Origin of the sequence: Streptomyces adustus (assembly GCF_009377175.1) — a bacterium.
Classification (GTDB): Bacteria; Actinomycetota; Actinomycetes; order Streptomycetales; family Streptomycetaceae; genus Streptomyces; species Streptomyces adustus.
The window spans coordinates 47,837-74,833 of sequence record NZ_VJZD01000006.1 but is presented as its reverse complement, the minus strand read 5'-3'; the positions used below and the strand labels follow the sequence as shown (position 1 = coordinate 74,833).

The 26,997-nt window shown below is 71.7% G+C and carries 24 protein-coding genes and 1 pseudogene; 11 read left to right on the top strand and 14 right to left on the bottom strand.

Features of this window, described 5'->3' with window-relative positions:
* Positions 1–256: 256 nt before the first annotated feature.
* The 4 genes from FNH09_RS03015 to FNH09_RS03000 all read left to right on the top strand — a co-directional run bounded on the left by FNH09_RS03015 (position 257) and on the right by FNH09_RS03000 (position 6,066).
* Positions 257–1,924, top strand: a complete 1,668-nt coding sequence (locus FNH09_RS03015; RefSeq protein WP_162468037.1) for a beta-1,3-glucanase family protein — start codon at positions 257–259, stop codon at positions 1,922–1,924.
* Between the two features lie 244 nt (positions 1,925–2,168).
* On the top strand, positions 2,169–3,812 hold the full coding sequence (locus FNH09_RS03010; RefSeq protein ID WP_152884814.1) for a PucR family transcriptional regulator: 1,644 nt from the start codon (positions 2,169–2,171) through the stop codon (positions 3,810–3,812).
* A 214-nt stretch (positions 3,813–4,026) separates the two neighbouring features.
* A complete protein-coding gene (locus tag FNH09_RS03005; protein WP_338017449.1) occupies positions 4,027–5,328 on the top strand; it encodes a type III PLP-dependent enzyme domain-containing protein in 1,302 nt (433 codons plus the stop codon).
* Between the two features lie 384 nt (positions 5,329–5,712).
* Positions 5,713–6,066: an antibiotic biosynthesis monooxygenase family protein gene (locus tag FNH09_RS03000; RefSeq protein ID WP_152884812.1), complete on the top strand. Its 354-nt coding sequence runs from the start codon at positions 5,713–5,715 to the stop codon at positions 6,064–6,066.
* A 122-nt stretch (positions 6,067–6,188) separates the two neighbouring features.
* On the opposite strand, the gene FNH09_RS02995 is transcribed toward FNH09_RS03000, so the two are convergent.
* Positions 6,189–7,001, bottom strand: coding sequence for an RNA ligase family protein (locus tag FNH09_RS02995; protein ID WP_152884810.1), 813 nt, complete (start codon positions 6,999–7,001; stop codon positions 6,189–6,191).
* Positions 7,002–7,149: 148 nt separating this feature from the next.
* On the opposite strand from FNH09_RS02995, the gene FNH09_RS02990 reads away from it, so the two are divergent.
* A complete protein-coding gene (locus FNH09_RS02990) occupies positions 7,150–8,421 on the top strand; it encodes an MFS transporter (RefSeq protein ID WP_152884808.1) in 1,272 nt (423 codons plus the stop codon).
* 98 nt (positions 8,422–8,519) lie between these two features.
* Here the strand turns inward: FNH09_RS02990 and FNH09_RS02985 are convergent, their stop codons facing one another.
* Positions 8,520–9,134 (bottom strand): GNAT family N-acetyltransferase, encoded by a 615-nt coding sequence (locus FNH09_RS02985; RefSeq protein ID WP_152884806.1) that lies wholly within the window; start codon positions 9,132–9,134, stop codon positions 8,520–8,522.
* Between the two features lie 198 nt (positions 9,135–9,332).
* On the opposite strand from FNH09_RS02985, the gene FNH09_RS02980 reads away from it, so the two are divergent.
* The 5 genes from FNH09_RS02980 (at position 9,333) to FNH09_RS02960 (ending at position 13,232) form a co-directional block, all read left to right on the top strand.
* Positions 9,333–9,896, top strand: coding sequence for a hypothetical protein (locus tag FNH09_RS02980; protein ID WP_152884804.1), 564 nt, complete (start codon positions 9,333–9,335; stop codon positions 9,894–9,896).
* Between the two features lie 354 nt (positions 9,897–10,250).
* Positions 10,251–10,430, top strand: a complete 180-nt coding sequence (locus FNH09_RS50020) for an Lsr2 family DNA-binding protein (protein WP_152884802.1) — start codon at positions 10,251–10,253, stop codon at positions 10,428–10,430.
* A 172-nt stretch (positions 10,431–10,602) separates the two neighbouring features.
* Positions 10,603–11,004, top strand: coding sequence for a YciI family protein (locus FNH09_RS02970; protein ID WP_162468036.1), 402 nt, complete (start codon positions 10,603–10,605; stop codon positions 11,002–11,004).
* Positions 11,001–12,251 (top strand): DUF6596 domain-containing protein, encoded by a 1,251-nt coding sequence (locus FNH09_RS02965; protein ID WP_162468035.1) that lies wholly within the window; start codon positions 11,001–11,003, stop codon positions 12,249–12,251. Before FNH09_RS02970 ends, FNH09_RS02965 begins: the two co-directional genes overlap by 4 nt.
* Positions 12,252–12,656: 405 nt before the next feature.
* Positions 12,657–13,232 (top strand): lamin tail domain-containing protein, encoded by a 576-nt coding sequence (locus FNH09_RS02960; RefSeq protein WP_152884800.1) that lies wholly within the window; start codon positions 12,657–12,659, stop codon positions 13,230–13,232.
* A gap of 187 nt (positions 13,233–13,419) precedes the next feature.
* Here FNH09_RS02960 and FNH09_RS02955 read toward each other — a convergent pair whose 3' ends face one another.
* The gene (locus tag FNH09_RS02955; RefSeq protein WP_152884798.1) at positions 13,420–14,301 is read right to left on the bottom strand and encodes a phosphorothioated DNA-binding restriction endonuclease; all 882 of its coding nucleotides are present in this window, start codon (positions 14,299–14,301) and stop codon (positions 13,420–13,422) included.
* A 213-nt stretch (positions 14,302–14,514) separates the two neighbouring features.
* On the opposite strand from FNH09_RS02955, the pseudogene FNH09_RS02950 reads away from it, so the two are divergent.
* Positions 14,515–15,162, top strand: a pseudogene (locus tag FNH09_RS02950) (phosphatase PAP2 family protein); the annotation flags it as partial.
* 184 nt (positions 15,163–15,346) lie between these two features.
* On the opposite strand, the gene FNH09_RS02945 reads toward FNH09_RS02950, so the two are convergent.
* From FNH09_RS02945 to FNH09_RS02895, 11 genes are read right to left on the bottom strand one after another with little or no spacing between them, the layout of a single operon-like run.
* The gene (locus FNH09_RS02945) at positions 15,347–16,672 is read right to left on the bottom strand and encodes a glutamate-1-semialdehyde 2,1-aminomutase (RefSeq protein ID WP_162468033.1); all 1,326 of its coding nucleotides are present in this window, start codon (positions 16,670–16,672) and stop codon (positions 15,347–15,349) included.
* A gap of 7 nt (positions 16,673–16,679) precedes the next feature.
* A complete protein-coding gene (gene rfbC / locus FNH09_RS02940; RefSeq protein WP_152884794.1) occupies positions 16,680–17,231 on the bottom strand; it encodes a dTDP-4-dehydrorhamnose 3,5-epimerase in 552 nt (183 codons plus the stop codon).
* Positions 17,228–18,472, bottom strand: coding sequence for a polysaccharide pyruvyl transferase family protein (locus tag FNH09_RS02935; RefSeq protein ID WP_152884792.1), 1,245 nt, complete (start codon positions 18,470–18,472; stop codon positions 17,228–17,230). The genes rfbC and FNH09_RS02935 overlap by 4 nt, the downstream gene beginning before the upstream one ends.
* The gene (locus FNH09_RS02930) at positions 18,469–19,416 is read right to left on the bottom strand and encodes a glycosyltransferase family 2 protein (protein WP_152884790.1); all 948 of its coding nucleotides are present in this window, start codon (positions 19,414–19,416) and stop codon (positions 18,469–18,471) included. The genes FNH09_RS02935 and FNH09_RS02930 overlap by 4 nt, the downstream gene beginning before the upstream one ends.
* Entirely contained in the window at positions 19,413–20,702 is a 1,290-nt protein-coding gene (locus FNH09_RS02925; protein ID WP_152884788.1) for an MATE family efflux transporter, read from the bottom strand. Before FNH09_RS02925 ends, FNH09_RS02930 begins: the two co-directional genes overlap by 4 nt.
* Before the next feature lie 5 nt (positions 20,703–20,707).
* Positions 20,708–21,961, bottom strand: coding sequence for a DUF4910 domain-containing protein (locus FNH09_RS02920; protein ID WP_152884860.1), 1,254 nt, complete (start codon positions 21,959–21,961; stop codon positions 20,708–20,710).
* A 32-nt stretch (positions 21,962–21,993) separates the two neighbouring features.
* Positions 21,994–23,019, bottom strand: coding sequence for an NAD-dependent epimerase/dehydratase family protein (locus FNH09_RS02915; protein ID WP_152884786.1), 1,026 nt, complete (start codon positions 23,017–23,019; stop codon positions 21,994–21,996).
* A 3-nt stretch (positions 23,020–23,022) separates the two neighbouring features.
* Positions 23,023–23,670: a PIG-L family deacetylase gene (locus tag FNH09_RS02910; RefSeq protein ID WP_162468032.1), complete on the bottom strand. Its 648-nt coding sequence runs from the start codon at positions 23,668–23,670 to the stop codon at positions 23,023–23,025.
* On the bottom strand, positions 23,667–24,497 hold the full coding sequence (locus FNH09_RS02905) for a glycosyltransferase family protein (RefSeq protein ID WP_152884784.1): 831 nt from the start codon (positions 24,495–24,497) through the stop codon (positions 23,667–23,669). Before FNH09_RS02905 ends, FNH09_RS02910 begins: the two co-directional genes overlap by 4 nt.
* Positions 24,494–25,729, bottom strand: a complete 1,236-nt coding sequence (locus FNH09_RS02900) for a class I SAM-dependent methyltransferase (RefSeq protein ID WP_152884782.1) — start codon at positions 25,727–25,729, stop codon at positions 24,494–24,496. The genes FNH09_RS02905 and FNH09_RS02900 overlap by 4 nt, the downstream gene beginning before the upstream one ends.
* Entirely contained in the window at positions 25,729–26,997 is a 1,269-nt protein-coding gene (locus tag FNH09_RS02895; protein ID WP_152884780.1) for a glycosyltransferase, read from the bottom strand. Before FNH09_RS02895 ends, FNH09_RS02900 begins: the two co-directional genes overlap by 1 nt.

The following is a 26,997-nucleotide window of genomic DNA, read 5'->3' as shown; positions in this document are numbered from 1 at the left end:
GGGCAGTTGGCCGGATGTTCTGGTCGCACCGGTCGTCTCCGGCGCCAGTCGCGGCACCGCCCGGCCTCCGGACCGCGCGGACACCGGTCGCGAGATCCCTGGAGAAGCGCGGGCGTTGTTGCGTGGAGGTAATGGTTCCGCAACCTTGACTGTATTGGTCCAGTCCAATAACGTCCGCACAGAACCCCCCATGACACAACACCCCCCGCCCGTCATTCAGTTGACGGACCATCACTCCCTCCGGGAGGGCCCCACTGTGGTTTCCCGACGTTCCTTTCTCGCCGCGGCCGGTGCCGTCACCGGTGCGGCCGCGCTCAGCCCGCTGTCGCCGGTCTCGCCGCTGACCTCCGCCGCAGCCGCGGTCGGAGTCTCGCTCCCCGTGAAACTGGCGAACAACTCCGGCTACGACACCGTCTACGCCTACATATCCGGCACCGACAGCAGCGGCTGGCCGGTCTTCGTCTCGGCGAACGGTGCCCTGAACCGGCTGCCCAACCCGTCGTCCGCGGTGACCCCCATCGCCGACTACTCCATCGCGCTGGGCGCCTCCGGCTCGGCTGCCAAGACCGTCACGCTCACCGACTACATCATCAGCGGCCGCATCTATTTCTCGGTCGGAAAGAAACTCCAGTTCTTCGTCAACCCGGGCACCGTGCCCGGCGTGGTGCAGCCCGCCCTGACCAGCGCCGACCCCAACTGGTCGACCAACTGGACGTTCTGCGAGTTCACCTTCAACAGCGCCAACCTCTACGCCAACATCTCCTACGTCGACATGGTCGCGCTGCCCATCGCGATGAGCAGCACCGGCAGCGGCGGCACCCAGACGGTCAGCCCGCTGCCCGCCGGCGCCCTCGCCTCCATCGCCTCCGGCCTCCAGACGCAGCACGCCTCCGACGGAGCCCCCTGGGACCGGCTGGTGGTCACCGACTCCTCCGGCGGGGTGCTGCGCGTCATGGCGCCCGCGCACTCGCCGGTGGACTTCGGCGGCTACTGGAACGACTACCTCAACCGGGTCTGGAGCCACTACGCCACCACCCCGCTGACCATCAACGGCCAGGGCAGCATCGGCTCCTACACCGGCACCGTCTCCGGCAACGCCATCGTCTTCTCAGGTCTCAACACCAACGGTGTGCCGTTCACCAAGCCCAGCGCCGTCGACATCTTCGGCTGCGCCTCCGGTCCGCTCTACAACTCGGGCGGGGACGCCCGCGGAGCGATCGCCGCCCGGCTCGCCGCCGCGATCAACCGCAGCTCGCTCCTGGTCTCGGGCGGCAACAACAACCCCGACGGCGTGACACCCGCCCAGTACTACACGGACCCGATCACCAACCACTACGCACGGCTGGTCCACAAGTACGCCAGCATCGGCTACGCCTTCCCCTACGACGACGTCGGCCCCACCGGCGCGGCCCCCGTCGACGGGCACATCCAGGACGGCGCGCCCACCTCGTGGAGCATCACCCTGGGCGCGGGCGGCACCGGGGGAGGATCGGGCGGCGGCTCGGGCGCCGTCAGCGCCTACAGCACCATCCAGGCCGAGTCCTTCTCGGCACAGAGCGGGACCACCACCGAGGGCTGCTCCGACACCGGTGGCGGCAGCGACGTGGGCTACATCGGGAACGGCGACTGGCTGAAGTTCTCCTCCGTCGACTTCGGTTCGGCCTCCCCGAAGCAGTTCATCGCCCGGCTGGCGTCGGGTGCGGCCGCCGGGGTCAGCGGCGCCGTCCAGGTGCGGCTCGACAGCACCACCGGCACGAAGATCGCCGAGATCAACTTCGCCAGCAGCGGCGGCTGGCAGACCTGGCAGACCGTCCCCGCGAACATCATCGCCTCCGCCACCGGAGTCCACGACGTCTACCTGGTCTTCTCGTCGGGCAGCGGTGCGGACTTCACCAACATCAACTGGTTCACCTTCACCAGCTGACCTCCCGCGCCGCCCCGGCGCAGTCCGCCGGCGGTGGTGCGACCGCCCCACGAGAGTGGTCGCACCGCCGCCGGTTCGGCATGCCCGCACGAGCGGACGGACACCCGGTGCCGGAGGCGACCGTGCGGCCGCCTTCCCTTTCCGCGGCACGTCCGGGCCGGGATCCAGAGGACGCCGCACAGCGGCCCTGTGAGTGCTCGTACACTCACCGTCACATGACTTACCGACCGTGACGGGGGGCCGGATGGTGCCGAACAGCATCGTCGGACAGGGGGACGCTGCCGCATCGAGGCCGACGCTGGACAGACTGCTGTCGGTCATGGGGGCCGGCGCGCTGGAGCCGTACACGGCCCCGCACGGCCTGGAGGCCGTGGTCGACGGAGTCATGATGCTCGACCCGCTGGAGCCAGGGCAGCCGCGCGGACAGGTGCTGCTGGCCGTGGGGATCGATCCGCAGTCGGCCGCCGCCGTCGACGTCGTACGGGATGCCGCCGGATCGGGAGCGGCCGCGGTGGTCTTCGGCCAGGGCAGGTCGGGGCGGCCCTCGGCCGCGCTGTGGGCGGCCGCCGAGGAGGCCGGCCTGGCGGTGCTCCTGCGTACGGCGTGGTGCGGCTGGACCGAGCTGGTCGGCGCGCTGCGCGCCGGTCTGGTCCTGTGCGGAGTCCCCGCCGACCCGACGGTGCCACCGGGTGACCTGGACGGGCTCGCCGACGCGCTGGCGGTCCTCGTCGGCGGCTCGGTGACGATCGAGGACGTGGAGTCCCGGGTGCTGGCGTACTCGTCCACGAAGGAGGACGTCGACGAGCTGCGCCGGCTGACGATCCTCGGCCGCCGGGTGCCGGAGTGGCGGGTGGCCGCCATGTCGGAGGCCGGGTTCTTCCGGGCGCTGTGGGGTTCGGGGGACGTCATCCACCGGCCGGCCCACGGGGAGAATCCCGAACGGCTGGTCGTCGCGGTGCGGGCCGGCGGCGAGATCCTGGGCTCGATCTGGGTGGCGGCCGCGGGCGGCGACCTCCCGGCGCACGCCTCCGACACGCTGCGGTCGGCGGCGCGGGTGGCCGCCGCACATCTGCTCCACCACCGTTCGCACCGTACGCACGCCCGACTGGTCGAGGACGCGGCCCGTGCGCTGCTCGACGGACGTGGATCGGCCGGTGCGCTGAGCGAACTCACCGGGATCGCGGCGCACGGGCACTGCGCCGCCCTGGCGGTGCGTCCCGCGGACGCCGCAGGCAAGGGCGAGGAAGCCGGTCGGCTGTGCGCCCTGCTGGCGGTGTGCTGCGGCGCGCACGACCTCACGCCGGTGGTGATCCCGGTCGACCAGGGGGCCCTGGTCCTGGTGGGCGGGCTGCACCAGGAAGCGGGGCGGGCCGCCGAGCAGGTCGCGCGGCTGGGCAGGGCACTGGTCCGGCAGGTGGCCGACGTGTTCGGTCCGCAGGCGCGTATCGGTCTGGGCACGGTCGTCGAGACCCTGGCGGACCTGCCCGCGTCCCGCCGGTCGGCCGACCTGGTGCTACGGGCCCTGCTCGCGCCGGGGGAGCACCGTACCGTCGCCTCCGCCGACGAGGTCGCCGAGACGATCGCCCTGAACGAGATGCTGGACCGGCTGACGGGATCGGCCCCGGCGCCGGAGACACCGGTGGCACGCCTGGTCGCGTACGACGCGGGCCAGGGCGGGGGAACCATGGTGCAGACCCTGCGGGCCTACCTCGACCACTTCGGTCATGTGCCGGACACCGCCCGGGCGCTCGGGGTGCACGCGAACAGCCTGCGCCACCGGATCGGCAGGATCACCGAGGTGTCCGGGCTCGACCTGCGCAGCCCGGACGCCCGTCTCCTCGCCCAGCTGCAACTGCGCCTTCTCGAACGCGGCGGCCGGGAAACCTGAGTGCTCGGGTGTCCGCCACGAAGAACGGGCGGTTCCTTCGTGCCCGCGCACCAAGGAGGCCGCGCCGGGCCCGGGATTTCGCTCCACAGTGAGAACCACCCGGCGGAACACCGGGACCCGCGACGAAGACACCCGCACCGCCGCGACGGGACGCTGGTGGTCCGCCCCTCGGCAGTCGAGGGGCGGACAGACCTCGACCCAGGGAGGGTGCGGCGTGAGTGGTCACGACAGGGCCGACCGGCGTGAGCGGATTCTGCGGGCGGCGGTGCAGGAGGGACTCCTGGATCCCGAGTCGGCCGCGCTGGCGGCGTTCGTCGACCTCGACGGCGTCAACGAGACCGTCTCGTCCCTGCACAGGGCGTTCCCCGACTCCCTGCGGGTCCTGCACGCGTTCGCGGCCAAGGCGAACTGCCTGGTGCCCGTGCTCGACGAACTGCGCCGCAGCGGCATGGGCTGCGAGGTCGCCAGCGCCGGGGAGCTCGCCCAGGCGCTGGAGGCGGGCTTCGATCCCGCTCGGATCGTGTTCGACTCCCCGGCCAAGACCCGGCAGGAACTGGCCTGGGCATTGGACCTGGGGGTCGCGGTGAACGCGGACAGCTTCCAGGAACTCGACCGACTGGACGAGATCCTGGCGACCCGCTCCTCCGCCTCGCGGCTCGGCGTGCGCATCAACCCCCAGATCGGAGCCGGCTCGATCAGCGCCATGAGCACGGCCACCGCGACCTCGAAGTTCGGCATCCCCCTGGCCGACGAGGGCAACCGGCGACGACTGCTCCAGACGTACCGGGACCGCCCCTGGCTCACCTGGCTGCACACGCACGTCGGTTCGCAGGGCTGCCCCCCGGACCTGATCGCCCACGGTGTCGCGAAGGCGGTGGAGTTCGCCGAGGAGATCAACACCCACCTCGGCCGCCGACAGGTCACCGGCATCGACGTCGGGGGCGGGCTGTCGGTCAACTTCGACAGCGACGAGACGACGCCCGGCTTCGACACCTACGTGGACCAGCTGCGGGCGCACGCACCGGCCCTGTTCTCGGGCCGGTACGAGATCGTCACCGAGTTCGGCCGCTCCGTGATGGCGAAGAACGGGTTCATGGCCGCGTACGTCGAGTACACCAAGACCGTCGGCGGGCGTCCCATCGCCATCACCCACGCGGGCGCACAGGTCGCCACGCGGACGGCGTTCGCCCCCGACGCGTGGCCCCTGCGGGTCGAGGCCCACGATTCCCGTGGCCGGGCCAAGCACGGCAGGCCCGTGCACCAGGACGTCGCGGGCCCCTGCTGCTTCGCCGGCGACCTGCTGGCCCGCGACCGTGCCCTGCCCCTCCTCGACACCGGTGACCTCGTCGTCGTCCCGGACACGGGCGCGTACTACTTCTCCACGCCCTTCCACTACAACAGCCTGCCCGAGCCGGCCGTGCACGGCGCCCGCATCGACGCCGACGGCCGGGTCACCTTCCGGCTGCTCCGTCCCGCACAGGCCGGCTTCCAGGTTCCGGTTCGTGCCGGTCGGTGACCCGCACGTCGTGTGGCCCGGGCGAGCGCGCCCGGTCCGCCGGAGAGAACCACGACACCGAGGAAGGCAGGTGCAACCGCCATGAAATTACGGTGTGCCCGGTCGGGGTGCCCCACGGGGAAAGCGACACCCTCGGGCCGACGGGGGCCGTCGGACGATGGCTGTCCACCACGGGAGCGTACGGCGGCCGGGCGACATGTGACGCCGCCCGGTCCCGGTGGTGCGGCCGGGCAGGGCGGTGACACCGCCAGGACCAGGGGGACCGCCTTGATGACGGTCTCCGTGGCGGGCGACTACGCAGCTCGACGGGGCGGCAGGCGGGCAGCGCAGTGATCGTCCGGAAGTCGCTGGCCCGTCGAGTGGGTCCCGCCCTACGGTGACGCCATGAGCGATCACCCGGAAGTGCCTGTCACGCCCGTCGAGGCCTTTGAACCCCCTTACTACGTAGCTGTCTTCACCACGGTGCGGACCCCGGACCAGAGCGGCTTCCCCGAGACCAACGCGCGCATGGAAGAGCTGGTGAAGGACATTCCCGGGTACCTGGGGATGGACCACGCGCAGAACCCTGGCGGGCTGGGCATCACCGTCGCGTACTTCCGCGACGCCGAGGCCCTCACGCAGTGGCGGACCCATGCCGAGCATCGCGCGGCGCAGGAGCGTGGGCGGGCCGAGTGGTACGAGAGTTACACGCTGCATGTGGCGAAGGTGGAGCGCAGCCACGGGTTCAACCGGGCTTAGATCGCGGGCCGACCGGCCGGAGCCGCCTCGGTGCCGTCCCGCCCACCGGGTCGTGTCGGGCGGGACGGCGTGCCCTCGCCGAACCGATCTACCAGGGTCGGCCAAGTCGAGCTTGGTGAAGCTCAGTTGCTCAGTGGAAAGTCCTTGCGCTTGATCTTGGCGCGACGCCCGTCGGGGTGGTGGAACACGATTCCCTCGGCCAGGTGCCCCGGGGCGTACCGGCTCTCCAGTTCGGCGAGGAAGTCCCTCAGACCCGTGTAACTGCGCGGTACCTCCCGGTAGATCGGGACTTCGAGGTTGAACGGCACGCACAGGTGGTCGTCCAGTGCCAGCGGGTTGCCCTGGATGCGCGGGCCCAGTGCCTCGCAGGGGTGCTCGTCGTCCGGCCAGCCGGAGACGTCGGTGTTGTGGGCGGCGGCCAGGATCCACTTGTCGTCGGCCCCGTACTCGTCCGTGTCGACGTACCAGCCGTCCACGATGCCCTGCTGCTTCTGCGCCTTGCTGGGGTTGCGCCGCTTCTCCACCCGAACCAGCCGGCCGGAACGGACGGTGAGCCGGACGTTCGTACCGTCCAGCTTCTCGGTCGGGGTCCCCTCGCCCGCGAAGACCCAGGCGCACTCGGCGCGCGGCCGGTCGACGACCCGGAAGCGGTCGTCCCGTTCGAACAGGGTGGGGATCTTCTCCATGACCTGCATACCCTTTCGGACCTGTCGTATGAGTTCTTCCGCGTCGATCACCCCTGCGGCCAGTCCGCCCGCCAGCGAGCGCACCAGATCGGCCACCGACACCTCCGCCTCGACGGCGACGCGCTTGAGGGCCTTCTTCTCCTCGGGCGAGACCCATGCCACCAGTCGGGACCAGCCCTCCGGTGGAGTCCAGCGAGCCAGCGCCTGAGGGTCCTTGCGGGGGCGACCCCGCCCTCTCGTTTCGGGCATGGCAAGAAGCTAGGGGGAGACATGTTGTTGTGTCAATTGGCATAACAGAAAATACAGTTGCCGCATTGCTGCAAGCATCTTGTTCTTGCAAGTAATATGCAACAAGCTGGACAGGCCCTTACTTCCACCGAGGACATGGAGCCCCGTCATGCCCCGCCTGATGCCGGACACGAGGCCGCAGCGCGTTCTCGCGGCCTCGAACTTCGTCTACACCATCGGCAGCGGTCTTCATCTCACCGCCGGGGTCCTGTATTTCACCGAGGCGGTTCACCTTCCGGCCGCCCGGGTGGGGCTCGGGCTCGGTGTCGCCGGTCTTCTCGCGCTGGTCCTGGGCGTCACGGTCGGCCATCTGGCCGACCGGCACGGAGCGCGTGGCATCTACGCGGCCACCCTGGGGGTTCAGGCGCTGGCCACGGCCGGCTTCGTCCTGGTCGACGGCTTCTGGCCGTTCGTCCTCGCCGTCTGCGCGGCGGCCGCGGCGAAGGCGGCCGGAACAGCCGCCCGCTCCCCGCTGATCAGACACTACGGAGGTGAGCGGCCGCAGGAGTTCAGGGCCTACCTCCGCGCGGTGACCAACGTCGGCATCTCCCTCGGTGCCGTGCTCGCGGGCTGGGTCGTGCAGGTGGGCACGCTCACCGCCTACCAGCTCATGGTCGTGGGCAACGCGATCGCCTTCGTGGTCTCCGCGGTGATCCTGTTCCCGCTGCCTCCGGTCGCGCCCGTCCCCGCGGCCGACGGCCCTCGCTGGATCGCCCTGCGGGACCGCCCCTACCTGCTGCTGACCGTCCTCGACGGCATCATGGCGATCCAGTTCAAGGTGCTCACCGTGGCCATCCCGCTCTGGATCGTCGGTGCCACCACCGCCCCGCACTGGCTCATCTCGGTCACCATGCTCACCGGCACGGTCCTCGTCGTCGCCTTCCAGGTCCGCGCGGGCCGCAACGTCACGTCCCCCGCCGCCGGCGCGCGCGCCTACCGCCGGGCAGGTGCGGCCTTCCTCGTCGCCTGTTCACTGATCTCGCTGAGCGCGGGCGCACCGGCGTGGGCGGCCGCGGCTCTGCTCGTCGTCGCGGTGGTGATCCACACGGTAGGCGAACTGTGGCACTCCGCCGCCGGCTTCGAGGTCTCCTTCGCTCTCGCCCCGCCGCACGCCACCGGTCAGTACCTGGGCGTGTTCGGCCTCGGCGCAGGCCTCGCCGAGGCCTTCGGCCCGGGCCTGCTCATCGCCCTCTGCATCACCTGGGGCCGCCCCGGGTGGTACGTCGTAGGAGCCATGTTCGCGCTGACGGGCCTGGCGGCACCAGCCGTGGTCCGCCGGATCGGGTCGCCGTCCGCAACAGGCCGACGAGCCGGCACCGCACCGGACAACGGCCGACGCCGCCGGTCGCCCTGCCCGAGGACAACAGGACTCGGTCACTGACGACGGTCCGCGACCGACCGGGCAGGACCGGGTTTGCACCTCGAACCCTTCGCCTCGTACGAGCACGGTCCGCCCTGCCGACGGGCCGCGTCCAGGCGCTATCCGGCGTGGTCGAGTTCTCGCAGGCGGGTGGTCAGGTTCTCCTTGGCCGCGGGCCACTCGTCGGCGAGGATCGAGAAGTACACCGAGTCCCGCCAGGTACCGTCCGGGCGTCGGCGGTGGCGGCGCAGTACGCCTTCGCGGCGCGCTCCGATACGCGCGATCGCGGCCTGTGAGCGGTGGTTGAGGTGATCGGTCTTCAACTGCACGCGTCCCATGCTCAGGTCCTCGAAGGCGTGGGTGAGCAGGAGCAGTTTCGACTCGGTGTTGACGGCGGTGCGCCAGTACGCGCGCCCGTACCACGTCCAACCGATCTCAAGCTGTTCGTCGGCCACGTTGATGTCCATGTACGTGGTCCAGCCGATGGCCCGGCTGCTCGCGCGGTGGACGACCGCGAAGGGGACGTACGCGCCCCGCTCGGCGGCGTCGAGCAGCGTGGCGAGCTTGCCGCCGAGTTCCGCCTCGGTCTGTGGCGCCGGACCGCCCTGCCACCGCCACACCTCCTCGTCGCCGCCGCCCGCCTCGAAGAGTTCGCCGAGATGCTCCGTCGAGAGGGGTTCCAGGCGCACGTGGCGGCCGGTGAGGGTGCGGGGCAGCGGAGTCCGAGCAGGCATGGGCGGGACGGTATCGGGGGGTCGTGCCGGGAGCAACTCGGTGGACTCGGCGCCCCGTCCCCGGACTTCGCCGTTAAGCTCCGGTACCCACAACGGGGCCTGCGTAACCGGAAGTTCGACGCGGTCACCGTCTCCGATCCGAAATCCGGGAGGAAATTCATGGCAGAGCAGGATCCGAAAGACCAAGCAGGACAGGCCGTGACATCACACGCGCCGCAGTGGGCCGAGAGCGGTCCGGCGACCTGGCAGCCGGCGCAGGAGACCGACCGTGTCCGCTCGGCCGCCGCGGGCCTCGGGGCGTTAAGGCTGGCCCGGCGGGAGCCCGGCAGGGCGGGCGAGTCCCTGCGAGGCCTCGGGCTTGCGATCGGTTCGGCGGCCGGCCTGGTCGTGATGGGTCTGGTCCTGTCCCGGTTCGAGGACTCGGGCTGGACGGGGATCTTCCGTGGGCTGGCCATCGCCCTGCTCGCGGGTGTGCTGATCGGCCTGATCCGGGCGGTGCGCGGGCTGGTGCGGGCTCGGATGTCGATCTACGTCTACGAGCACGGTCTGGTCGGCACGGCCCGGAGCCGCGCCAGGGCGGTCCGTTGGGAGCAGGTGACCCAGATCGTCGTCTTCTCCACCGAGGGGGTGCACATAACCGCGGGGGAGTGGCCGATGATCATTCCGGCCGATGTGGTCGGCGGAGGAGCGGACCGGGCCGAGTTCCTGGACGCCGTCGTCTCACCGGTGGAGCAGCGGGGCGTCGAGGTCCGACGGTTCTGACCGTCCCGTGGGCGCCGACGTCCCCACGGCGCCCACGGCCCGCGTCACGAGCGGGGGGCCTCGCCCGGGGAGGCGCGCGGGGCGACTCGGTGTCAGTGGTCACGAGTACGGTCCACCCGAGGGCCGACGCCAGCCACCCACCCGGACCACCCGCCTGGAGACCTCGTATGAGTGATACGTCCGCCGACGAGACGGATGCCGTACGGCAGGCCTGGGGACGGATCACCGGATGGCTCGAACACCATGCCCCCGATGTGTTCGCCGCTCTGGGCGGCCCGGGGAGCCCGGCGGCCATCGATGACGCCGCGGCACGCATGGGTCTGCGATTGCCGCAGGAGTTGCGGCAGTTGCTCCATGCGCACCCCCGCGGCGGCGCGCGAACTCGGCCCCGACGACGAGGCGATGCGGCTCTGGGCACGGGCGAACGGCTTTCACGTCAACAACGCGGGGCGAATCCCGTCCGCCGTCCGCGAGGCGTACCGGCTGGCCACGCAAGGTGTCGTCGACGCAGGACAGACGCCCGGGAACGGCTGACCGCGGAGCCGTTGTGGCGCCCCTTTTCGTCCCTGGCGAAGCGGTTACGATCTTCCGAAGAAGCGTTCGAGGAGCTGGAATGAGTCTCCGGGCGATGTAGAGAACCCTTCGACGGCTCCGTTCATGGGGTGAGTGCGCCGGACCGGGCCGCACTGTCGATGAAGGAGTTGACGTGCCGAAGTTCCTGTTGATGGTCGACCACGACGGTGGTGTGTTCGAGGAGCCGATGGACGAGTGGGATCCCGGTGACATCGCGGCGCACTTCGACTACTACGCGGCGTTGACCGAGGAGTTGGTCGAGAGCGGCGAGATGGTGCACTTCACCGGGCTCGCCGACCCGCGCCTGGCCCGGATCGTGCGCTCGGACGGTGTCTCGGCCCCGGTGGTGACGGACGGTCCGTTCCCGGAGTCCAAGGAGGTCCTGGCCGGGTTCAACGTGGTCGATGTGGAGTCGGAGGCGCGTGCGGTGGAGATCGCCGCGAGGATCTCGGCGGTGCCCGGCCCGGGCGGGGTGCCGACGCGGCAGCCGGTCGAGGTGCGTCAGGTGATGAACGACACCGCGTTCGACCTGTGACCGATCGGCCCGGCGTCGAGGACCTGTTGCGCTCGCTGGCGCCGCAGGTCCTCGGCCTGCTCGCGCGACGGCTGGGCGACTTCGACGCATGCGAGGACGCGGTCCAGGAGGCCCTGATCGCCGCCGCCGGGCACTGGCCCGAGCGCGGGGTGCCGGAAAACCCACGCGGCTGGCTGCTGCGGACCGCCGTGCGCCGCTACACCGACCAGATGCGCAGCGAGGCGGCACGACGACGCCGCGAGGAGCGCGTGGCCAGGGAACCGGTACCGGCCGGGGCCCCGGCAGCCGACGACTGTCTGGCGCTGCTGTTCATGTGCTGCCATCCCACGCTCACCCCCGCCTCGGCGATCGCCCTGACACTCCGGGCCGTCGGCGGCCTGACGACCGCCCAGATCGCAGCCGCCTACCTGGTGCCCGAGGCGACGATGGCCCAGCGCATCAGCCGGGCCAAGCAGCGCCTGAAGGCGTCGTCGGTACGGTTCGACGTGCCCGTGCCGGGCTCGCCCGACTGGGCGGGTCGGCTGCGGTCCGTGCTGCGCGTGCTGTATCTGCTGTTCAACGAGGGTTACACCGCCTCCGCGGGGACGACGCTGCACCGGGCGGATCTCTCCGGTGAGGCCGTCCGGCTGGCCCGTCAGGTGCATCGGCTCCTGCCGGTCGAGGGCGAGGTGGCCGGGCTGCTGGCCCTGATGCTGCTGACCGAGGCCCGCCGGCCGGCGCGTACCGGCCCGCACGGCGAACTCGTCCCGCTGGCCGAGCAGGACCGCACACGATGGGACCGCGGCTTGATCCGGGAGGGCACCGCGCTGCTGATCGGCACGTTCGCCCACCGGCAACGGCCCGGCGAATACCGGTTGCAGGCCGCCGTCGCGGCCGTCCACGACCGCGCCGCCCACGCCCGGGACACCGACTGGCCGCAGATCCTCGGTCTGTACGAGGTGCTGGAGCAGGTGACGGGCAGTCCGCTGGTCACCCTGAACCGCGCGGTCGCTCTCGCGATGACGGACGAACCGGGCGCTGCCCTGGCCTTGCTGGACCGGCTCGACAGCGGTGGCAGCGGGCCGCTCGCCGGTCATCACCGCATGCACGCGGTGCGAGCCCATCTGCTGGAGATGGCCGGAGAACCGGAGACGGCCGGGCACCACTACCGCCTCGCGGCGGCCCTGACCGCCAGCACGCCCGAACAGCGCTACCTCACGGCCAAGGCCGCCGGGCTGCGCCAGCGGGTACGGCCGACGGCCGGCTGAGCGGGCCGGGCGCCGCCGGGTCGACCGGGCCCGCGCCACCGAGGGGGCGGGTTCGGACCCCGCCGCGAGGCGGAGGGCCGTTACCCACTTTCGGGTGACGGCCTGCTCGGACCCGGCATGGCGTGGTGCGGGGATCGGGCACTGTTCCTCAACGCCCGCACGGAATCGGCGGCCTGGCGGGGTGCCAGAAGGGGGCACTGCCGACATAGGTGAGCGATACATCCAAGAGTCACGGAAATATGGGCAACGTGTAACAGCATCGGGTTTCCATCTCAAAGCAGCCGCATTACGGACAGAGTGTGTGTGCGGCCGCAAAAAGGGGCCGTGACCTCGTACATCGCGCCGGTGCCGCGGCGGCCCGCAAGGCCGCTTCCGCACTGACGCCCGCACCATCAGGGGGACTTGATGTCCGCTTCTGTCTTTGCCAACGCCCGCTCTCTCTCCGCTCGCCGTCTGGCCGCTGCCGCGCTGGCGGCCGGCGCCGTGGTGGGTGTGGCGGCGCTGCCGGCCTCCGCGGCGGGGGTGGCCCGTCCGCACCAGCCGCAGGTGAAGATCACGGCCGTGCAGGCCGATTCCCCCGGACGTGACGAGCGGCACGACCGTTCGCTGAACAAGGAATGGGTCGAGCTGAGCAACACCACGCGCCGGGCCGTCAACCTCGACGGCTGGACCCTGCGCGACAACGTCGGCCGTACCTACACCTTCCACCACTACCGTCTGGGCGGCCGCGACTCGGTCCGGGTCCACACCGGCCAGGGCCGTGACACCCGTACGGACCTCTACCAGGGCCGTCGTAACCACATCTGGGACAACGTCCGCGGCACCGTCACCCTGCGCGACGACCGCGGTCGCTTCGTCGACGACGAGTCCTGGGGCCGCGTCCGTCACCAGGGCGACAACCGCGGTCACGGCGACAACCGTGGTCACGGCGACAACCACGGCCGCGGTGACGACCACCGTCAGGGCGGCAACCGTCACTGACCTCGCACACCGCGCCCGGGCGGCTGAATGAGCCACCGGAGACGGTGAAGAACACGGCGGCGTGTCCGGCCCGCGAGGGCCCGGCACGCCGTCGGCGGTTCACGGACCTGACGGTGCCCCCGGTCTCCCGGTTGGCCACGGCGAAGAGCTCGGACACGACGGCCCGGCGGGAAACGGGCGTTCTCTGTCAGGGGCGAGGATCGCCGTGGAAGACCTGGCTCGTGTGCCAGGCGAGGTGTTCGGCCGCGACGGGGCGCGCTCCCGGTTGCGGACCGATCAGGGGACGGCCGGAGAGCGCGACGACGTGCCGGCGGGCGGCGGGGCTGTGTCCGACGAACCGCTGGGAGACGAGGACGCGGTGACCGTCGTCGACCCCGAGGACGCCCTTGTCGAAGAGCTTGTGGTGCAGCGAGCACAGGCACAGCCCGTTGGCGACGTCGTCCGGTCCGCCGAACGCCCACCAGTGCACATGCGCGGCCTCCAGGCCGACCGGCACCGTGCCGATCCGGCCGTCGTAGCCGCAGAACGCGCAGCGGTACTCGTACGCGGTCAGCACCGCCTCCCGCATACGCCGGTCGCGCTGCCTCCGTACCGCCGACAGCTGCTCGGCCTGGGCAGGCTCCAGGTCCAGGCCGACCGCCTCGCACAACTCGCCGTGCAGGGACGGCGGGAAGTGCAGATCGAGCAGCAATCGGGCGATCCGCTCCAGCAGTTGGGGTTCGCGCCGCAGCGCGGCCCTGAGTTCCGGCGCCAGCCGGCCCGTGGCCCCTGTGGTGCGCAGATCTCCCACACCGCTTCCCGGGCTGCCGTGCCCGTGGTCGGTGCGCACCTCCCACATACCGTCGCTGACGAGATGGTGGAACGGGTAGGCGGGGGTCGTCCTGTTGGGCGGGCCGTACTCGGTCAGCAGCCGCTGTAGATCCTGCTCGATCGAGCTGTAGCGCAACCGGCTGTCGGCGTCCTCCTGGAACCGTCCGAGAGCGTAGAGGAGCAGCAGCGGCTTGTGCGGAGCACGGGTCCCGCTCCTGGTCCACTGCCTGAGCTTCGCGGTGCGCTCCAGCCAGTCCATGACCGGTGATCCTAGTGAAGATCCGCCGGTGCCGGTCGGGTGGGACTCCGATGTACGGAGACTTGACTCGCGAACTTCCCAACCGCCGTACGTCGTGGCCGTGTTGTTGGTTAGGGTGACCAATGGAGACCGTTTTGGCACCAGTTGATGACCAAAGTCGGGTCGACCCGTCTTGAAGAGGGTCTGGAGCGGGGGGAAACAGGTGGTGGGCAGGTGAGCGGCCGCTCGGAGCCTGTGGTGCCGCCGACGCTGCGCGGGTGGCTCGGGTGGACCGCGGCCCTTGCCGCGCTGGTGGTGGTCGTGCTCGGGGTCCGGTACGCAGGCGACAGCGAGCCCGGCACGGTGGACGCCAGGATCGGGGATGCGCTGTACGGTGTGGGGCCGTGGCGGCGGAATGTCGCTCTGGCCCTGGACTTTCTGGGGGAGCCCGGCGGATCGGTGCTGCTGGTCGGGGCCCTCGTGACGGGCTGTCTGCTGTTTCGGCGTCCTCGCGCCGCGGTGCTCGTCGTCGGCGGGGCCGGGGTGGCCGTGGTGACGGCGACACTGCTCAAGTCCGTGGTGGGACGCACGATCCATGGCGAGCACCTGTCCTACCCGAGCGGGCACACCGCGTTCGCCACCGCGCTCGCGCTCGTCGTGGCGCTGACCGTGACCGGCCGGTCCGGCCTCGGCAGGACGGCCGGCCTGTCACTCGTGCTCGCCGCGGCGCTGGTCTCCGGCGCCGCCATGGGCTGGGCGCAGGTCACCCTGGGCGCGCACTACCCGACCGACGTCCTCGGCGGCTGGTGCACCGCGCTGGCGGTGGTCCCGGTGACCGCGTGGCTGGTCGACCTGACGGCCGACCGGATGCCCGATCGGCTGCCCGGCCGGGCGCCAGGCCGGGCGCCAGGCCGGATGTCCGGTCGCGGCGCGGGCCGACCGGCGGACCCGCCGTCCGATCGGACAGCCGATCGGACGGCCGGTCACTCAGCCGGTCGACCGGCCGATCGGACGGCCGACGCCGTTCGCCGGGAAAACCGCTGACGTCACGTCACATCACGTCACGTCATGCGATGCGGCGGAACACGGGCTTCACCGGTCGCCCGGCCAGCCAGGGGTTGGGATCGGCCGCGTCCAGTGCCTTGCGGTAGACCGTACAGGCCTGGGCCACCACGTCGACGGTGTGGTCGATGTCGGCGTCGTCCAGCGCGCTGCTCACCACGAACGACGGGGCCAGTACCCCGCCCGCGAGGAGCCGGCGCAGGAACAGGGTGCGGTACTCCTGCGACGGCAGACCGTTCTCGTCGAGGGTGACGAAGACCAGGTTGCTGGCCCGGCCCCGCACGACGACGTGGTCGCCGACGCCCGCGTCGGCCGCCGCCGCGCGGACACCGGCGGCCAGCCGCTCGCCGAGGGCGTGCAGCCGCGCGGTGATGCCCTCTTCGGTGTAGGTGGTCAGCACGGCCATCGCGGCAGCCAGGGCGTGCGTCTCCGCGCCGTGCGTGGTGGACAGCAGGAACACCCGGTCGCCGGAGTGACGCAGCCCGCCCCGCTCCATCAGCTCGCGGCGCCCGGCCAGCGCGGAGACGGCGAATCCGTTGCCCAGCGCCTTGCCGAAGGTGGAGAGGTCGGGGACGACGCCGTACAGGCCCTGGGCGCCCGCCTCGGACCAGCGCAGACCGGTGATCATCTCGTCGAAGACCAGGACACAGCCGTGTCGGTCGGCCAGCTCGCGCAGGCCGGCGAGGTAGCCCGGCGGGGGCTCGCACTGGGTGGCCGGTTCGAGGATCAGACAGGCGACCTCGTCCTTGTAGCGGGTGAGCAGTTCCTCCGTGGCGGCCAGGTCCCCGTACGGGAACGTCAGGGTCAGTTCGTTGGTCGCCGACGGAATGCCCGCGGACATCGGTGTGGTGCCGATGAACCAGTCGTCGACGGAGAAGAACGGATGGTCGGCGCAGATCGCCACCCGCGGCCGCCCGGTGGCGGCCCGGGCGAGGCGCACCGCGGCGGTGGTGGCGTCGGAGCCGTTCTTCGCGAACTTCACCATCTCGGCGGTCTGCACCGTGGCCAGGAAACGCTCCGCGGCCTCGACCTCCACGATGGACGGCCGTACGAAGTTGGTGCCGCGGTCGAGTTCGCGCCGTACCGCCTCGTTCACGCGCGGGTGGGCGTGGCCGAGGCTGACCGACCGCAGGCCGGAGCCGTACTCGATGTAGCGGTTGCCGTCGACGTCCCACACGTGGGCACCGTTGCCGTGGCTGATGACCGGGGCCAGACCCTCGGGGTACTGGTCGTCGCCCTTGGCGTAGGTGTGCGCGCCCCCGGGGATCAGGGCGTGCAGCCGCTCGTTGGCGGTCCGCGACAGGGGCAGGTGGAGCTCTTCGGTGTCCACGGGTACCTCAACTTTCTCTGTGCTTCAGGACCTCGGCGAGGCTCGGCGCCTCCCGGTCCCGTTGGGACATCGATGTGACCGGCAGCGGCCAGGCGATGGCGAGCTCCGGGTCGTCGAAGGCGATCGTCACGTCCTCGGCCGGATCGTGCGGGCGGTCGATCCGGTACGAGGTGTCGGCGGTGTCGGTCAGCGCCTGGAAGCCGTGCGCGCATCCGGCCGGGATGTACAGGGTCACCTGGGTGTCGCCGGACAGCTCGAAGGTGGCCACGTTGCGGAACGTCGGCGAGTCCGTCCGCAGGTCCACGACGACGTCGAAGATCCTTCCGGACGAGCAGCGCACCAGCTTGGCCTCGCCCGCGCCGGAGCGCAGATGCAGGCCGCGCAGCACGCCGCCGGCCGAGCGCGACACGCTGTCCTGGATGAAGGCGTGCGGGTCGAGGCCCACCGAGCGGACCACGTCGGCGTCGAAGGTGCGGCAGAAGAAGCCGCGTTCGTCGGCGTACGGTGTCGGTTCGAAGAGGAACGCACCCGTGATCGCCGGGACTTCGGTCGCTCTCATGAGGTCTCCCGCGGGGCGTGGGCAGGGGCGTGGACGTCGGCGGTCGCCGGGAACAGGGCTTCTGTCAGGGCGGTGAACTGGCGGTCGAGGTGCCGGACGGCGTCCTGGTTGTGCTCGGCGAGGGTCCGCCGCAGGTCCGCCGAGTTCTTCTCCAGCTCCTGGAACTGTTCGAGCAGCCGGTCGGCGTCGACCTCGCGGGCCGGGTGGCAGTACGTGCCGAGCCCCATCTGGGCCATGAGCGCTTCGCTCTTCGCCGCGTAGCTGAGCGCGAGCGTCGGCGTTCCGGCCTTCAGCGCGCAGATCAGGTTGTGGTAACGCGTAGCCACCACGGCCTCGGCGCCGGCCGTCTCCTTCATCAGGTCGGCCAGCGAGGCGGTCTCGGCGACGGTCACCAGCGGCGAGCCCACCGCGTCGAGGATCGCGGCGACCACCGTGGCGTCGACGTCGTCGCCGGTGAGCAGCCGGACCGGCCTGCCCTCCTCGACCAGGGTCCGGACGAACCGGGTCGTGCCGTCGAGGTAGCGCCGGTGGATCTCCTCGGCCCGGGCGCGGTCGTCGTCGCTGCCGTGGAAGGCCATGACGCCGACGCAGACGCGCCCCGGCGCGTCCGGGGGAGTGCTGGCGGGCGGTACCGGCAGGGAGAACGCGAGGTCCGGGTGGACCTCGTCGCGCGTGGTGTCCACGCCCATCGCGCGCATCGCGTCGCGGGAGGGGGCGTCCCGGTAGGACCGGTACGCGGCCAGCCGCGCCGACCAGCGCACCAGGGTCCGGGTCGCCCGGTTGCCGATCGGGGCGGCGCCGACGCCGACCAGCGCGACCTTGGTGCCGGACAGCCGGCCGGACGCACACAGCAGGAACAGCGCGTACGGGAAGCCCCACGGGCGCAGCGGCAGCGTGGCCTCCAGGACACCCATGCCCGGGACGATCACCACGTCGTGTCCCCGTACCCAGGAGGCGGTGCGGAAGACGTCGACGAGTTTGCCCAGGCCCTTCCCCACGATCGCGCCCGCGCGCGACGCCGTCCGGTACTCCCCGCGGTACCAGTGCAGCCGTGTCGCGGGGATCCCGTACCGGGCCGTTACGGCCTCGGGGCCACCGCACAGCGCGTCCACGGCCGCCTCCGGGTGCCGGTCCCGGAGGTATCCGAGCACGGCTTCGAGGGACCCGTCGTTGCCGAGGTTGCCGGAACCGAGCAGGCCGAACACCCCGACCCGCACCGGTCTTTCGTTCGCGGGTGTCATGACCGCCTGCCCTCACGGCCGGCGACCAGGGCGTCGACGGAGACGGCGAGCCGCTCCTGGTCGACCGGGGCGCGGTCCTCGACCCGCTCACCGGCGCCCGGCCGGACCCGGCTGGTCATCCACGCGGCCAGGTGGCCGAAGCACGCGCGCCGGTCGGCCGGGGACAGCGGCGCCCGCCGGATCGCCGAGACGAAGCCCCAGACGTACTCGGCGAGCAGCCGGGGCGTCGGGTGCAGCGCGCCCGCCCGGCGCGGGTCCAGGTTGACGCACCGGGAGCGCTTGCTGGGGTTGGCCCGCTCGGCGCGGGTGGGGTGGTCGCGGCGGAAGTACAGCACCTCCGGAACCTGGTGGAAGGGCCCGTGCAGAGTGATCTCGGCGACGTAGGTGCGGTCCGCGTGGTGGTAGCTGTCCATCGGCTTCACACGGCGCAGCACGTCGGCCCGCATCACCCCGTAGAAGTCGTCGCCGCCGGGCTCGAACAGCAGACTGCGGAAGCGCTCCGGGGCGTGCGGCGAGTCGGTGGCGAGACCGTACTCGTAGGGGACCTTCACACGGGCGTCGCCGTCGATGACCGCCTGGCCGGTGTGCGCGAGGATCATCTCCGGTCGCTCGTCCAGCGCCTGCACACACACGCGCAGCAGGTCGCGGCCGTACAGGTCGTCGTGCGAGGCCCACTTGAACAGTTCGCCGCGGGACTCGGCGAGCACAAGGTTGTGGTTCGGGGTCGCGCCGATGTTGCGGGGCAGCCGCAGGTAGCGGATGCGGGAGTCCTTCGCCGCGTACCGGCGGCAGATGTCCTCGGTACCGTCGGTCGAGGCGTTGTCGGAGACGACCAGCTCGAAGTCCTCGTAGGTCTGGCCGAGCAGGGCGTCGAACGACTCGGCCAGGTACTCCTCGCCGTTGTACACGGGCAGGCCGATGCTCAGCCTGGGTTGCGCGGTCATGACGTCCTCACTTCGCGGATCGGTTCTTGAGCGTGCTCGCGCACGGCGGAGCGCAGTTGCAGCCACCACACGGCCGAGCCGCTGACGGTCGCGGCGGCGACGCCCCAGGCCGAGCCGACCGCGCCGGCGGCGGCCGCGCCGCCGAGCCCGCCGCCGACGTAGCAGACGGAGGCGAACAACTGGCAGCGCAGGCTGCGCCGGGCCGCGCCGAGCGCGCGCAGCCCGGCCGCCGCGCCGGTGCCCAGGCCCGCGCCCGCGACGCCGAGGCTGATCGCCACGATGAGCGGGGAAGCGGAGTGCCAGACGTCGCCGAGTGCCATCTCGCCGAGCCGGCCGGGCAGCAGCAGCAGCGCCGCGCCCCAGAGCAGCGAGCCGGCGGCCTGTCCTCCGCCGAGGAGCAGGCAGAACCTGGCCAGCCGATGCGGGGCCTGGCGCAGTACCCGTGCCGCCTCCGGGACGGTGACCAGGGAAAGCCCCATCAGTACGGCGAGGAACGGGCCCATGAGGAGCTCGGCGCCCCGCACGGCCCCCACCGCGCTCACCCCGACGATCGCGCCGACCCCGTACGCCCGCAACTGGCTCGCGCCACTGAGACTCACGTTCTCGACCAGGTACCGGTAGCCGAGGTCGCGCTGCTCGCGCAGCCATCCGCGCGCCTCCGCCATCCGGGGCCGGATGCCGGACTGGACACAGCCGTAGCCCGCCGCCACCGTGGCGGACGCGCCCCAGGCGAGCACGAAGGCGGCCACAGTGCCCACACGGGCGGCCACCACCATGGCCGGGATCAGGGCGACACCCCACACGACGTCGTTGAGGAACGCCTTGCGCCCGGTGCCGGCGGCGAAGAACGAGTACCTCCAGGCGTCCTGGAGCAGCAGCCCCGGCAGCATGACACCGAGGGCGGCGAACGCCGGCCCCACGCGGCCGCCGAGGCCGAGCCCGGCGGCCAGGGACACCACGCCGAGGACGGCGCCGACCGCGAGTGCGGTACCCGTCGAGCGGCCCACCGCCCCGCGCCAGGCCGGGCCCGGCGGGCCGCTGAAGCGCACCGTGAGCGGATCGGTGGCCAGCCCGCGGGAGACGTTGAGCACCACGCCGTACGTCACCCAGGCGAGGCTGAACACGCCGAACGCGGTCACCCCGAGCGAGCGGGCCACGTAGAGGCCCACCGCGAAGTTGCTCACGCTGGAGGCCGCCTGGTCGGCCAGTCCCCAGGACATCCGGCCGACAAGGGCACGCTTGGCGGACCCGGCCGGTGCCCTCGTCATCTCCCCCTCCGTGGTCATCGGTCTCACGCCTTGATCAGTTCGGCGCCGTGCAGCGCGTCGGCCGCCGCGACGACGGTGTCGAACGGCAGCCCGGAGCGCTCGGCGACGTCCAGCAGCGTGTGTTCGCCGTCGGAGAGGCTGAGCACCCAGAGCATCGCCATCTGCGCCTGCTTGGCGTCGCTGCGGCCGCCGAGCGAGTCGTACAGCCCGCGGCGGCCCAACTGCGGCTCGCCGTACGGGCTGAGGTTGACGTAGCGCCGGTTGCGGTCCAGTACGGCGAATGCCTCGCGGCACACGGCGAGGGTGTCCGCCATCGCCTCCGGGGAGACGAAGTCCGGGTTGTCCGCCGAGGTGTGGTACTCGGGGTACCCGGCGTACGGGGTCCGGCTGAGCGAGCCCACACCGAGGTCGAACCCGGGGGAGCAGTACTGCCGCTCGTCATAGCCGTACGGGGTGAACTCGTCGATCCGGTGCGGGCGTTCGGAGCCGGTCAGTACGTGTTGCAGGACCCGGTCGATCTCCGCGTCGCCGCGCCTGCTCTGCTTGTAGGTCAGTTGGCCCCGGTCGCCCGCGCAGGCCAGCACCAGCCCGTGCCTGACCCGGTCGATCCGCTCCACGTTGCGGGCCAGCCAGGTGATCGCCCCGATGGTGCCGGGCGCGAAGATGAACCGGTAGGTGTAGTACGGCGTCTGCTCCGCCAGCGCCCGCGCGAGATACGTCGCCACCGCGATGCCGGCCAGGTTGTCGTTGGCCAGCGACGGGTGGCAGACATGGCAGGAGACGATCACCTCGTCCGCCACCTGACCGGGTATCACATGCTCGGCGTAGGTGAGGTGGCCGTCGGCGAGCGTGGAGTCGACACGCACCTCGTACTCGCCGTCGGGCAGCGCGTCCAGGGTCTCCTGGGCCAGGCAGAACCCCCACTCCGGCTTGTAGTAACTCGTGCGGTACGGCACCCAGGACGGGTGCTCCGGCGAGGTGTGCAGATGTCCGCGCAGCTCGGCCAGCGGCATGGTCGCCGACACCGGCACGCTGTAGCCGAGCACGTGCAGGCTGGACGCGGCGAAGTCGACGACCCGTTTGCCCGTGCCGTCGGCGATGTACGCGTCCCGGATGTTCCACTCCTGGGGCACCGTCCAGTCGAGCACCTGCGTACCCGTGGGCACCTCGTGCACCGTGAGCGGGATGTACTCCCCGACGATGTCCAGGGTGGCGCGCACCCCGTCGCCGGTGATGCTCCGGCACAGCGGGTACATCCGCCGCACCAGTTCGTGCATCTCCTCGCCGGCACCTCTTTTTACCCGCGTGGTCACCGGCGCCACCGCAGGGTGTCGTCGACGGTGCCCGCGTCGGAGGCGGCGCGCAGCACGGCGAGCCGGGTGAAGCGCTGCTCGAAGGCCTCCCGGGTCAGTCCGTGCTCGCGGTAGGCGTCGGCGAGTTCGAGCGCGCCCCGCTTCACCGTCCACTCGCAGTCGAAGCCCGGGATCGCCTCGCGGAACCGGGAGAAGTCCACCCGGTAGGACCGCGGGTCGGCCCCGTTCTCCCCGGTGATCACCACCTTCGCGCCGGACACCGCCTCGGCCACCTGCTCGGCGATCTCGGCGACCGTGACGTTGTTGACCTCGCTGCCGATGTTGAACGCCCGGTCGTGCACCGCCTCGCGCGGCGCGTCCAGCGCGGCCGTGAAGGCCCGCGCGATGTCGGCGGCGTGCACCAGCGGGCGCCAGGGGGTGCCGTCGGACAGCACGAGCACCTCGCCGGACAGCAGCGCGTGGCCCACCAGGTTGTTCAGCACGATGTCGGCGCGCAGCCGGGGCGAGTAGCCGAAGGCGGTCGCGTTGCGCATGTACACCGGGGTGAAGTCGTCGTCGGCGAGCTGGTGCAGGTCGTCCTCCACCCGCACCTTGGACTCCGCGTACGGCGTCACCGGACGCAACGGCGCGTCCTCGGCGACCAGTTCGTCGCCGCCCGCGGCTCCGTAGACCGAGCAGGTCGACGCGTACAGGAAGCGCCGCACCCCGGCCTCGCGAGCCAGCCGGGCCAGTTTCACGGAGGCGTGGTGGTTGATGTCGTAGGTGAGGTCGGGCGCCAGCGATCCCAGCGGGTCGTTGGACAGCGCGGCCAGGTGGATGACGGCGTCCACCCCGGCCACGTGCTCGGCGGTGACATCGCGCAGGTCGACGCGCGTGCCCGGCGGGTCGGCGGGCGTCGGGCCGAGCACGCAGTCGGCGAACAGGCCGGAGTCCAGTCCGACGACCTCGTGCCCGGCGGCGGCGAGGACCGGGGCCATGACGGTGCCCAGATAGCCCTGGTGCCCGGTCAGCAGTACGCGCAAGGTTCATTCCCCCAGGTCGAGAGTGAGTTTGGTGACCGCGAACGCCTCGGCGTAGCGCGCGTTGCATTCGATACCGCGGATCCGGGCCAGCCCCAGGAAGGCCTCCCGGTCGTACCAGGGCCGGTGCTGCTGCGAGGGATAGTGCTCCTGGAGCAGTCGCACCTTCTGTTCGGCGATCTCCGCCGACAGCGGCTGGTAAACCACCGGACGGCCGAGATCGCCGTCCCACTTGACGATCTCGTAGCCGAGCACGAGATGGTCGCGGAACGCCGTGGTCATGAGCTTGGCCAGGCCGCGGTGGTCCTGGTGGGCGTCCTCGGTGCGCGGGGCGAGCACGAGATCCGGCTCGGTCTGCGCGCGCAGTTCCTCGACCGCGCCCTTGGCCTCGTCCCAGTGCGCGGGCAGCCGGCCGTCCGGCAGCTTGTCCACGGTCAGCCGCAGATCGGCGCCCGGGCAGAAGGCGGCGAGCGCGGCCCGCTCCTCCTGCTCCCGATCGCCGCCACCGCCGGAGAGCACCAGCGCGTCGACGCGGATGCCCGGCCGCGCCAGGCACAGCGCCAGCAGCGTGCCGCCGGCGCCGATGGCGATGTCGTCGCAGTGCGCGCCGACCGCGACGATGCTGCCGAGCCGCTCGGCCCCGAGCCGGATCACGCGGTCCCCGCCTTGACGCCGGCCCGGCTCCCGGGCACGAACGCCCCCGCGCCGCCGTGTTCCCACACGGCCCACGGGCGGTCGCCGCGGGCGTAGGCCTCGTCGAGCGCGGCCCGCTCCTTCACGGTGTCGGTCGGCTTCCAGAAGCCGCGGTGCTGGTGCGCCACCAGCCGTCCCTGCTTGGCCAGTTGGGCACAGCCGTCGGCGACCAGGTCCCCGTTCTCCGGGATGTGGTCGAAGACCTCCTGGCGCAGCACGAAATAGCCGCCGTTCTCCCACAGCGGCATGTCGCTGACCGCCGTGATGCCGCCCACCAGACCGTCCTCGCCCAGGTCCACGCAGTGGAACGAGGACTGCGGCGGCACCACCATCATCGACGCCCCGGCGTCGCGCCGGGCGAAGTTGTCGATCATCCGCGGCAGCGGGGCGTCGGTGAGCACGTCGGCGTAGTTGGCGAGGAACATCTCGTCGCCGTCCAGGTGGTGGCGCACCCGGCGCAGCCGCTCGCCGATCGGCGACTCGATGCCGGTCTGCGCGAAGGTGATCGTCCAGTCGGCGATGTCGGTGGACAGCAGCTCGGTCTTCCCGCCGCGCAGCACGAAGTCGTTGGACGTCGTCTCCTCGTAGTGGAGGAAGAAGTCCTTGATGTGGTTGGCCCCGTAGCCCAGGCAGAGGATGAACTCCGTGTGCCCGAAGTGCGCGTAGTAGCGCATGACGTGCCAGATCAGCGGGCGCGGCCCGACCATCGCCATCGGCTTGGGCACGTCGTCGGCGGTGCCGTTGCGCATGCGCATCCCGTAGCCGCCGCAGAACAGTACGACCTTCATGCCTTGACCTCGACAATGCTCAGTTCCGGTATGGGGAAGACCAGTCGGCCGCCCCACTCGTGCACGAAGGACAACTGCTCGGTCAGCTCGGCCCGCAGGTTCCACGGCAGGACGAGGACGTAGTCCGGCTTGTCGGCGGCGATCCGCTCGGGCGCCAGGATCGGGATGCGGGTGCCCGGGGTGAACCTGCCGTGCTTGTAGGGGTTGCGGTCGACCGTGTACGCGAGCAGGTCGGGCCGGATGCCGCAGTGGTTGAGCAGGGTGTTGCCCTTGCCGGGGGCGCCGTAGCCGACGACCGTCTCGCCGCGCTCGGCCGCGTCGATGAGGAACCGCAGCAGGTCCCGGCGCACCTTGGCCACCCGGGCGGAGAACTCGGTGTACCCGGACAGGTCCTGGAGCCCGGCGGCCTTCTCCCGGTCGAGGACCTCGGCCACCCGCGCGGACGGCTCGCCCGCGACCTCGGCCGGGCGGGCCCACAGCCGGATGGAGCCGCCGTGCGTGGGCAGCAGCTCGACGTCCACGAGGGCGAGTCCGCCACTGGCCAGCGCCCGGATCGCGGAGGCGACCGTGTAGTACTGGAAGTGCTCGTGGTAGATCGTGTCGTACTGGTTCTCCTCGATCAGGGTCAGCAGGTGCTGCACCTCGATGGAGACCCAGCCGTCGTCGGCGACCAGGGCGCGCAGTCCCTGCGTGAAGCCGACCACGTCGGGGATGTGCGCGTACACGTTGTTGGCCACGACCAGGTCCGCCGGGCCGTGTTCGGCGCGGACGGCCGAGCCGGTGTCGGGGGACAGGAACTCCGTGAGCGTGGGCACGCCCGCGTCCCGGGCCGCCGCGCCGACGTTCACCGAGGGCTCGACGCCAAGGCAGCGGATCCCGCGGTCCACCACGTGCTTCAGCAGATACCCGTCGTTGCTCGCGACCTCGACCACGAAGGCGTCGCTGCCCAGACCCAGCCGCTCGACGGCGCCGTCGACGAACGTCCGCGCGTGCTCCACCCAGGAGGTGGAGAAGGAGGAGAAGTACGCGTACTCGCTGAACGTGTCCTCCGGTGTGATCAGCGGCGGGATCTGCGCGAGCCAGCAGTCGGTGCACACGCGCAGATGCAGCGGGTACGCGGGCTCCGGCCGGTCCAGTTGGTCCGCGGCGAGAAAGCTCTCGCACGGCGGGGTCGCCCCCAGATCGACGACGCTCGCGAGTGACCCCGCGCCGCAGAGTCGGCAACGTGACATCAACTTCCCCCATCCCGCTCGCCCGGGTGTACCCGCGGCGAGCCCGTTCTTTCCCCTACCGATGGCGGGTTGTCCCCGCCGCCGGACCGTCCCGCGATCGCGGAGCGGTACCCCTCCAGCAGTCGCTCCAGCCCGACGGCCGGGCTGAAGTCCTTCTCGTAACGGCGCCGGGCCGCCTGCCCCATCTCCCGGTTGCGCTCCGGATCGGTCGTGATCCGGCGCAGACAGGACGCGAGCGAACCGGGATCGCCCGGCAGATGCCGCAGCCCGGTCACCTCGTCCTCGACGAGTTCCACGAAGGCGCCGTGCCCGGCGGCGACCGCCGGGACCCCCGCCGCCATCGCCTCCACGACCACCAGGCCGAACGCCTCCAGCCAGGTGGAGGGGGCCACCACGGCGACCGACCGCGCGACGGCCTGCCGGCACTGCGCCTGGTCGTACAGGCCGACGTAGCGCACGTCGTCCCGGCCCGCCGCCCAGGCGCCCACCTCCCGCTCCAGCGGCCCCGTACCGGCGACCACCAGCGGCACGCCGACTCCGCCGCCGGCGGCGATCTCGTCCCACGCGGCCATGAGCAGCCGTACGCCCTTGGCCTCCGCGAGCCGCCCGAGATACAGCAGATGCTCACCGGCGCCGCTTCGCACGACGCCCGGTTCGGGCACGAAGTTGTGCTTCACCGCCAGGCGTTCGGCGGGCATTCCGGCTCCCACCAGGACCTCGCGCTGCGCCGCGGAGATGCAGAAGAACCGCTCCACGCCCGTCCACCACCGCCGCCGGTTGACCGACAGGCTGACCGCGAGCGGCACGGTCGCCAGCCGGGAGTCCCGGTAGCAGCCGTGCCTGACGGCGGGCAGCGGCGTGGCTCCGACGCACTCGGTGCACGGCCGGCCGTCCCGCTGGAGGGTGCCGGGCGGGCAGACCTGGGTGTAGTTGTGCAGCGTGGCCACGGCGGGCACGCCCGCGTCGGCGCAGGCGGCCAGCACCGCCGGCGACAGCAGCGGGAAGACGTTGTGGACGTGCACCACGTCCGGCCGTTCGGCGCGCAGCTTCGCGGCGAGCTCCTTGCGGACCGCCGGGTTCCAGGGCACAAGGAGCGGCACCGCGGCCTTGGACGGCAGGGAGCGGGCGGCGATGGTGTCGCTGCGCCGCTCGAACAGCTCGACCCGGTGACCGGCGTCGCGCAGCAGCGCCACCTCCTGGTCGACGACCTTGTTCTCGCCGCTCGGCTGCGCCGAGGCGTAGCGGTTGTGCACCACGAGGACGTGCAT

Bases quoted from the DNA above. Each gene is read 5' to 3' on its own strand.
- FNH09_RS03010 (WP_152884814.1), top strand. From the start codon at position 2,169: ATGGTGCCGAACAGCATCGTCGGACAGGGGGACGCTGCCGCATCGAGG.
- FNH09_RS03000 (WP_152884812.1), top strand. From the start codon at position 5,713: ATGAGCGATCACCCGGAAGTGCCTGTCACGCCCGTCGAGGCCTTTGAA.
- FNH09_RS02995 (WP_152884810.1), bottom strand. From the start codon at position 7,001: ATGCCCGAAACGAGAGGGCGGGGTCGCCCCCGCAAGGACCCTCAGGCG.
- FNH09_RS02990 (WP_152884808.1), top strand. From the start codon at position 7,150: ATGCCCCGCCTGATGCCGGACACGAGGCCGCAGCGCGTTCTCGCGGCC.
- FNH09_RS02985 (WP_152884806.1), bottom strand. From the start codon at position 9,134: ATGCCTGCTCGGACTCCGCTGCCCCGCACCCTCACCGGCCGCCACGTG.
- FNH09_RS50020 (WP_152884802.1), top strand. From the start codon at position 10,251: ATGCGCACCCCCGCGGCGGCGCGCGAACTCGGCCCCGACGACGAGGCG.
- FNH09_RS02960 (WP_152884800.1), top strand. From the start codon at position 12,657: ATGTCCGCTTCTGTCTTTGCCAACGCCCGCTCTCTCTCCGCTCGCCGT.
- FNH09_RS02955 (WP_152884798.1), bottom strand. From the start codon at position 14,301: ATGGACTGGCTGGAGCGCACCGCGAAGCTCAGGCAGTGGACCAGGAGC.
- rfbC (WP_152884794.1), bottom strand. From the start codon at position 17,231: ATGAGAGCGACCGAAGTCCCGGCGATCACGGGTGCGTTCCTCTTCGAA.
- FNH09_RS02935 (WP_152884792.1), bottom strand. From the start codon at position 18,472: ATGACACCCGCGAACGAAAGACCGGTGCGGGTCGGGGTGTTCGGCCTG.
- FNH09_RS02930 (WP_152884790.1), bottom strand. From the start codon at position 19,416: ATGACCGCGCAACCCAGGCTGAGCATCGGCCTGCCCGTGTACAACGGC.
- FNH09_RS02925 (WP_152884788.1), bottom strand. From the start codon at position 20,702: ATGACCACGGAGGGGGAGATGACGAGGGCACCGGCCGGGTCCGCCAAG.
- FNH09_RS02920 (WP_152884860.1), bottom strand. From the start codon at position 21,961: ATGCACGAACTGGTGCGGCGGATGTACCCGCTGTGCCGGAGCATCACC.
- FNH09_RS02905 (WP_152884784.1), bottom strand. From the start codon at position 24,497: ATGAAGGTCGTACTGTTCTGCGGCGGCTACGGGATGCGCATGCGCAAC.
- FNH09_RS02900 (WP_152884782.1), bottom strand. From the start codon at position 25,729: ATGTCACGTTGCCGACTCTGCGGCGCGGGGTCACTCGCGAGCGTCGTC.
- FNH09_RS02895 (WP_152884780.1), bottom strand. From the start codon at position 26,997: ATGCACGTCCTCGTGGTGCACAACCGCTACGCCTCGGCGCAGCCGAGC.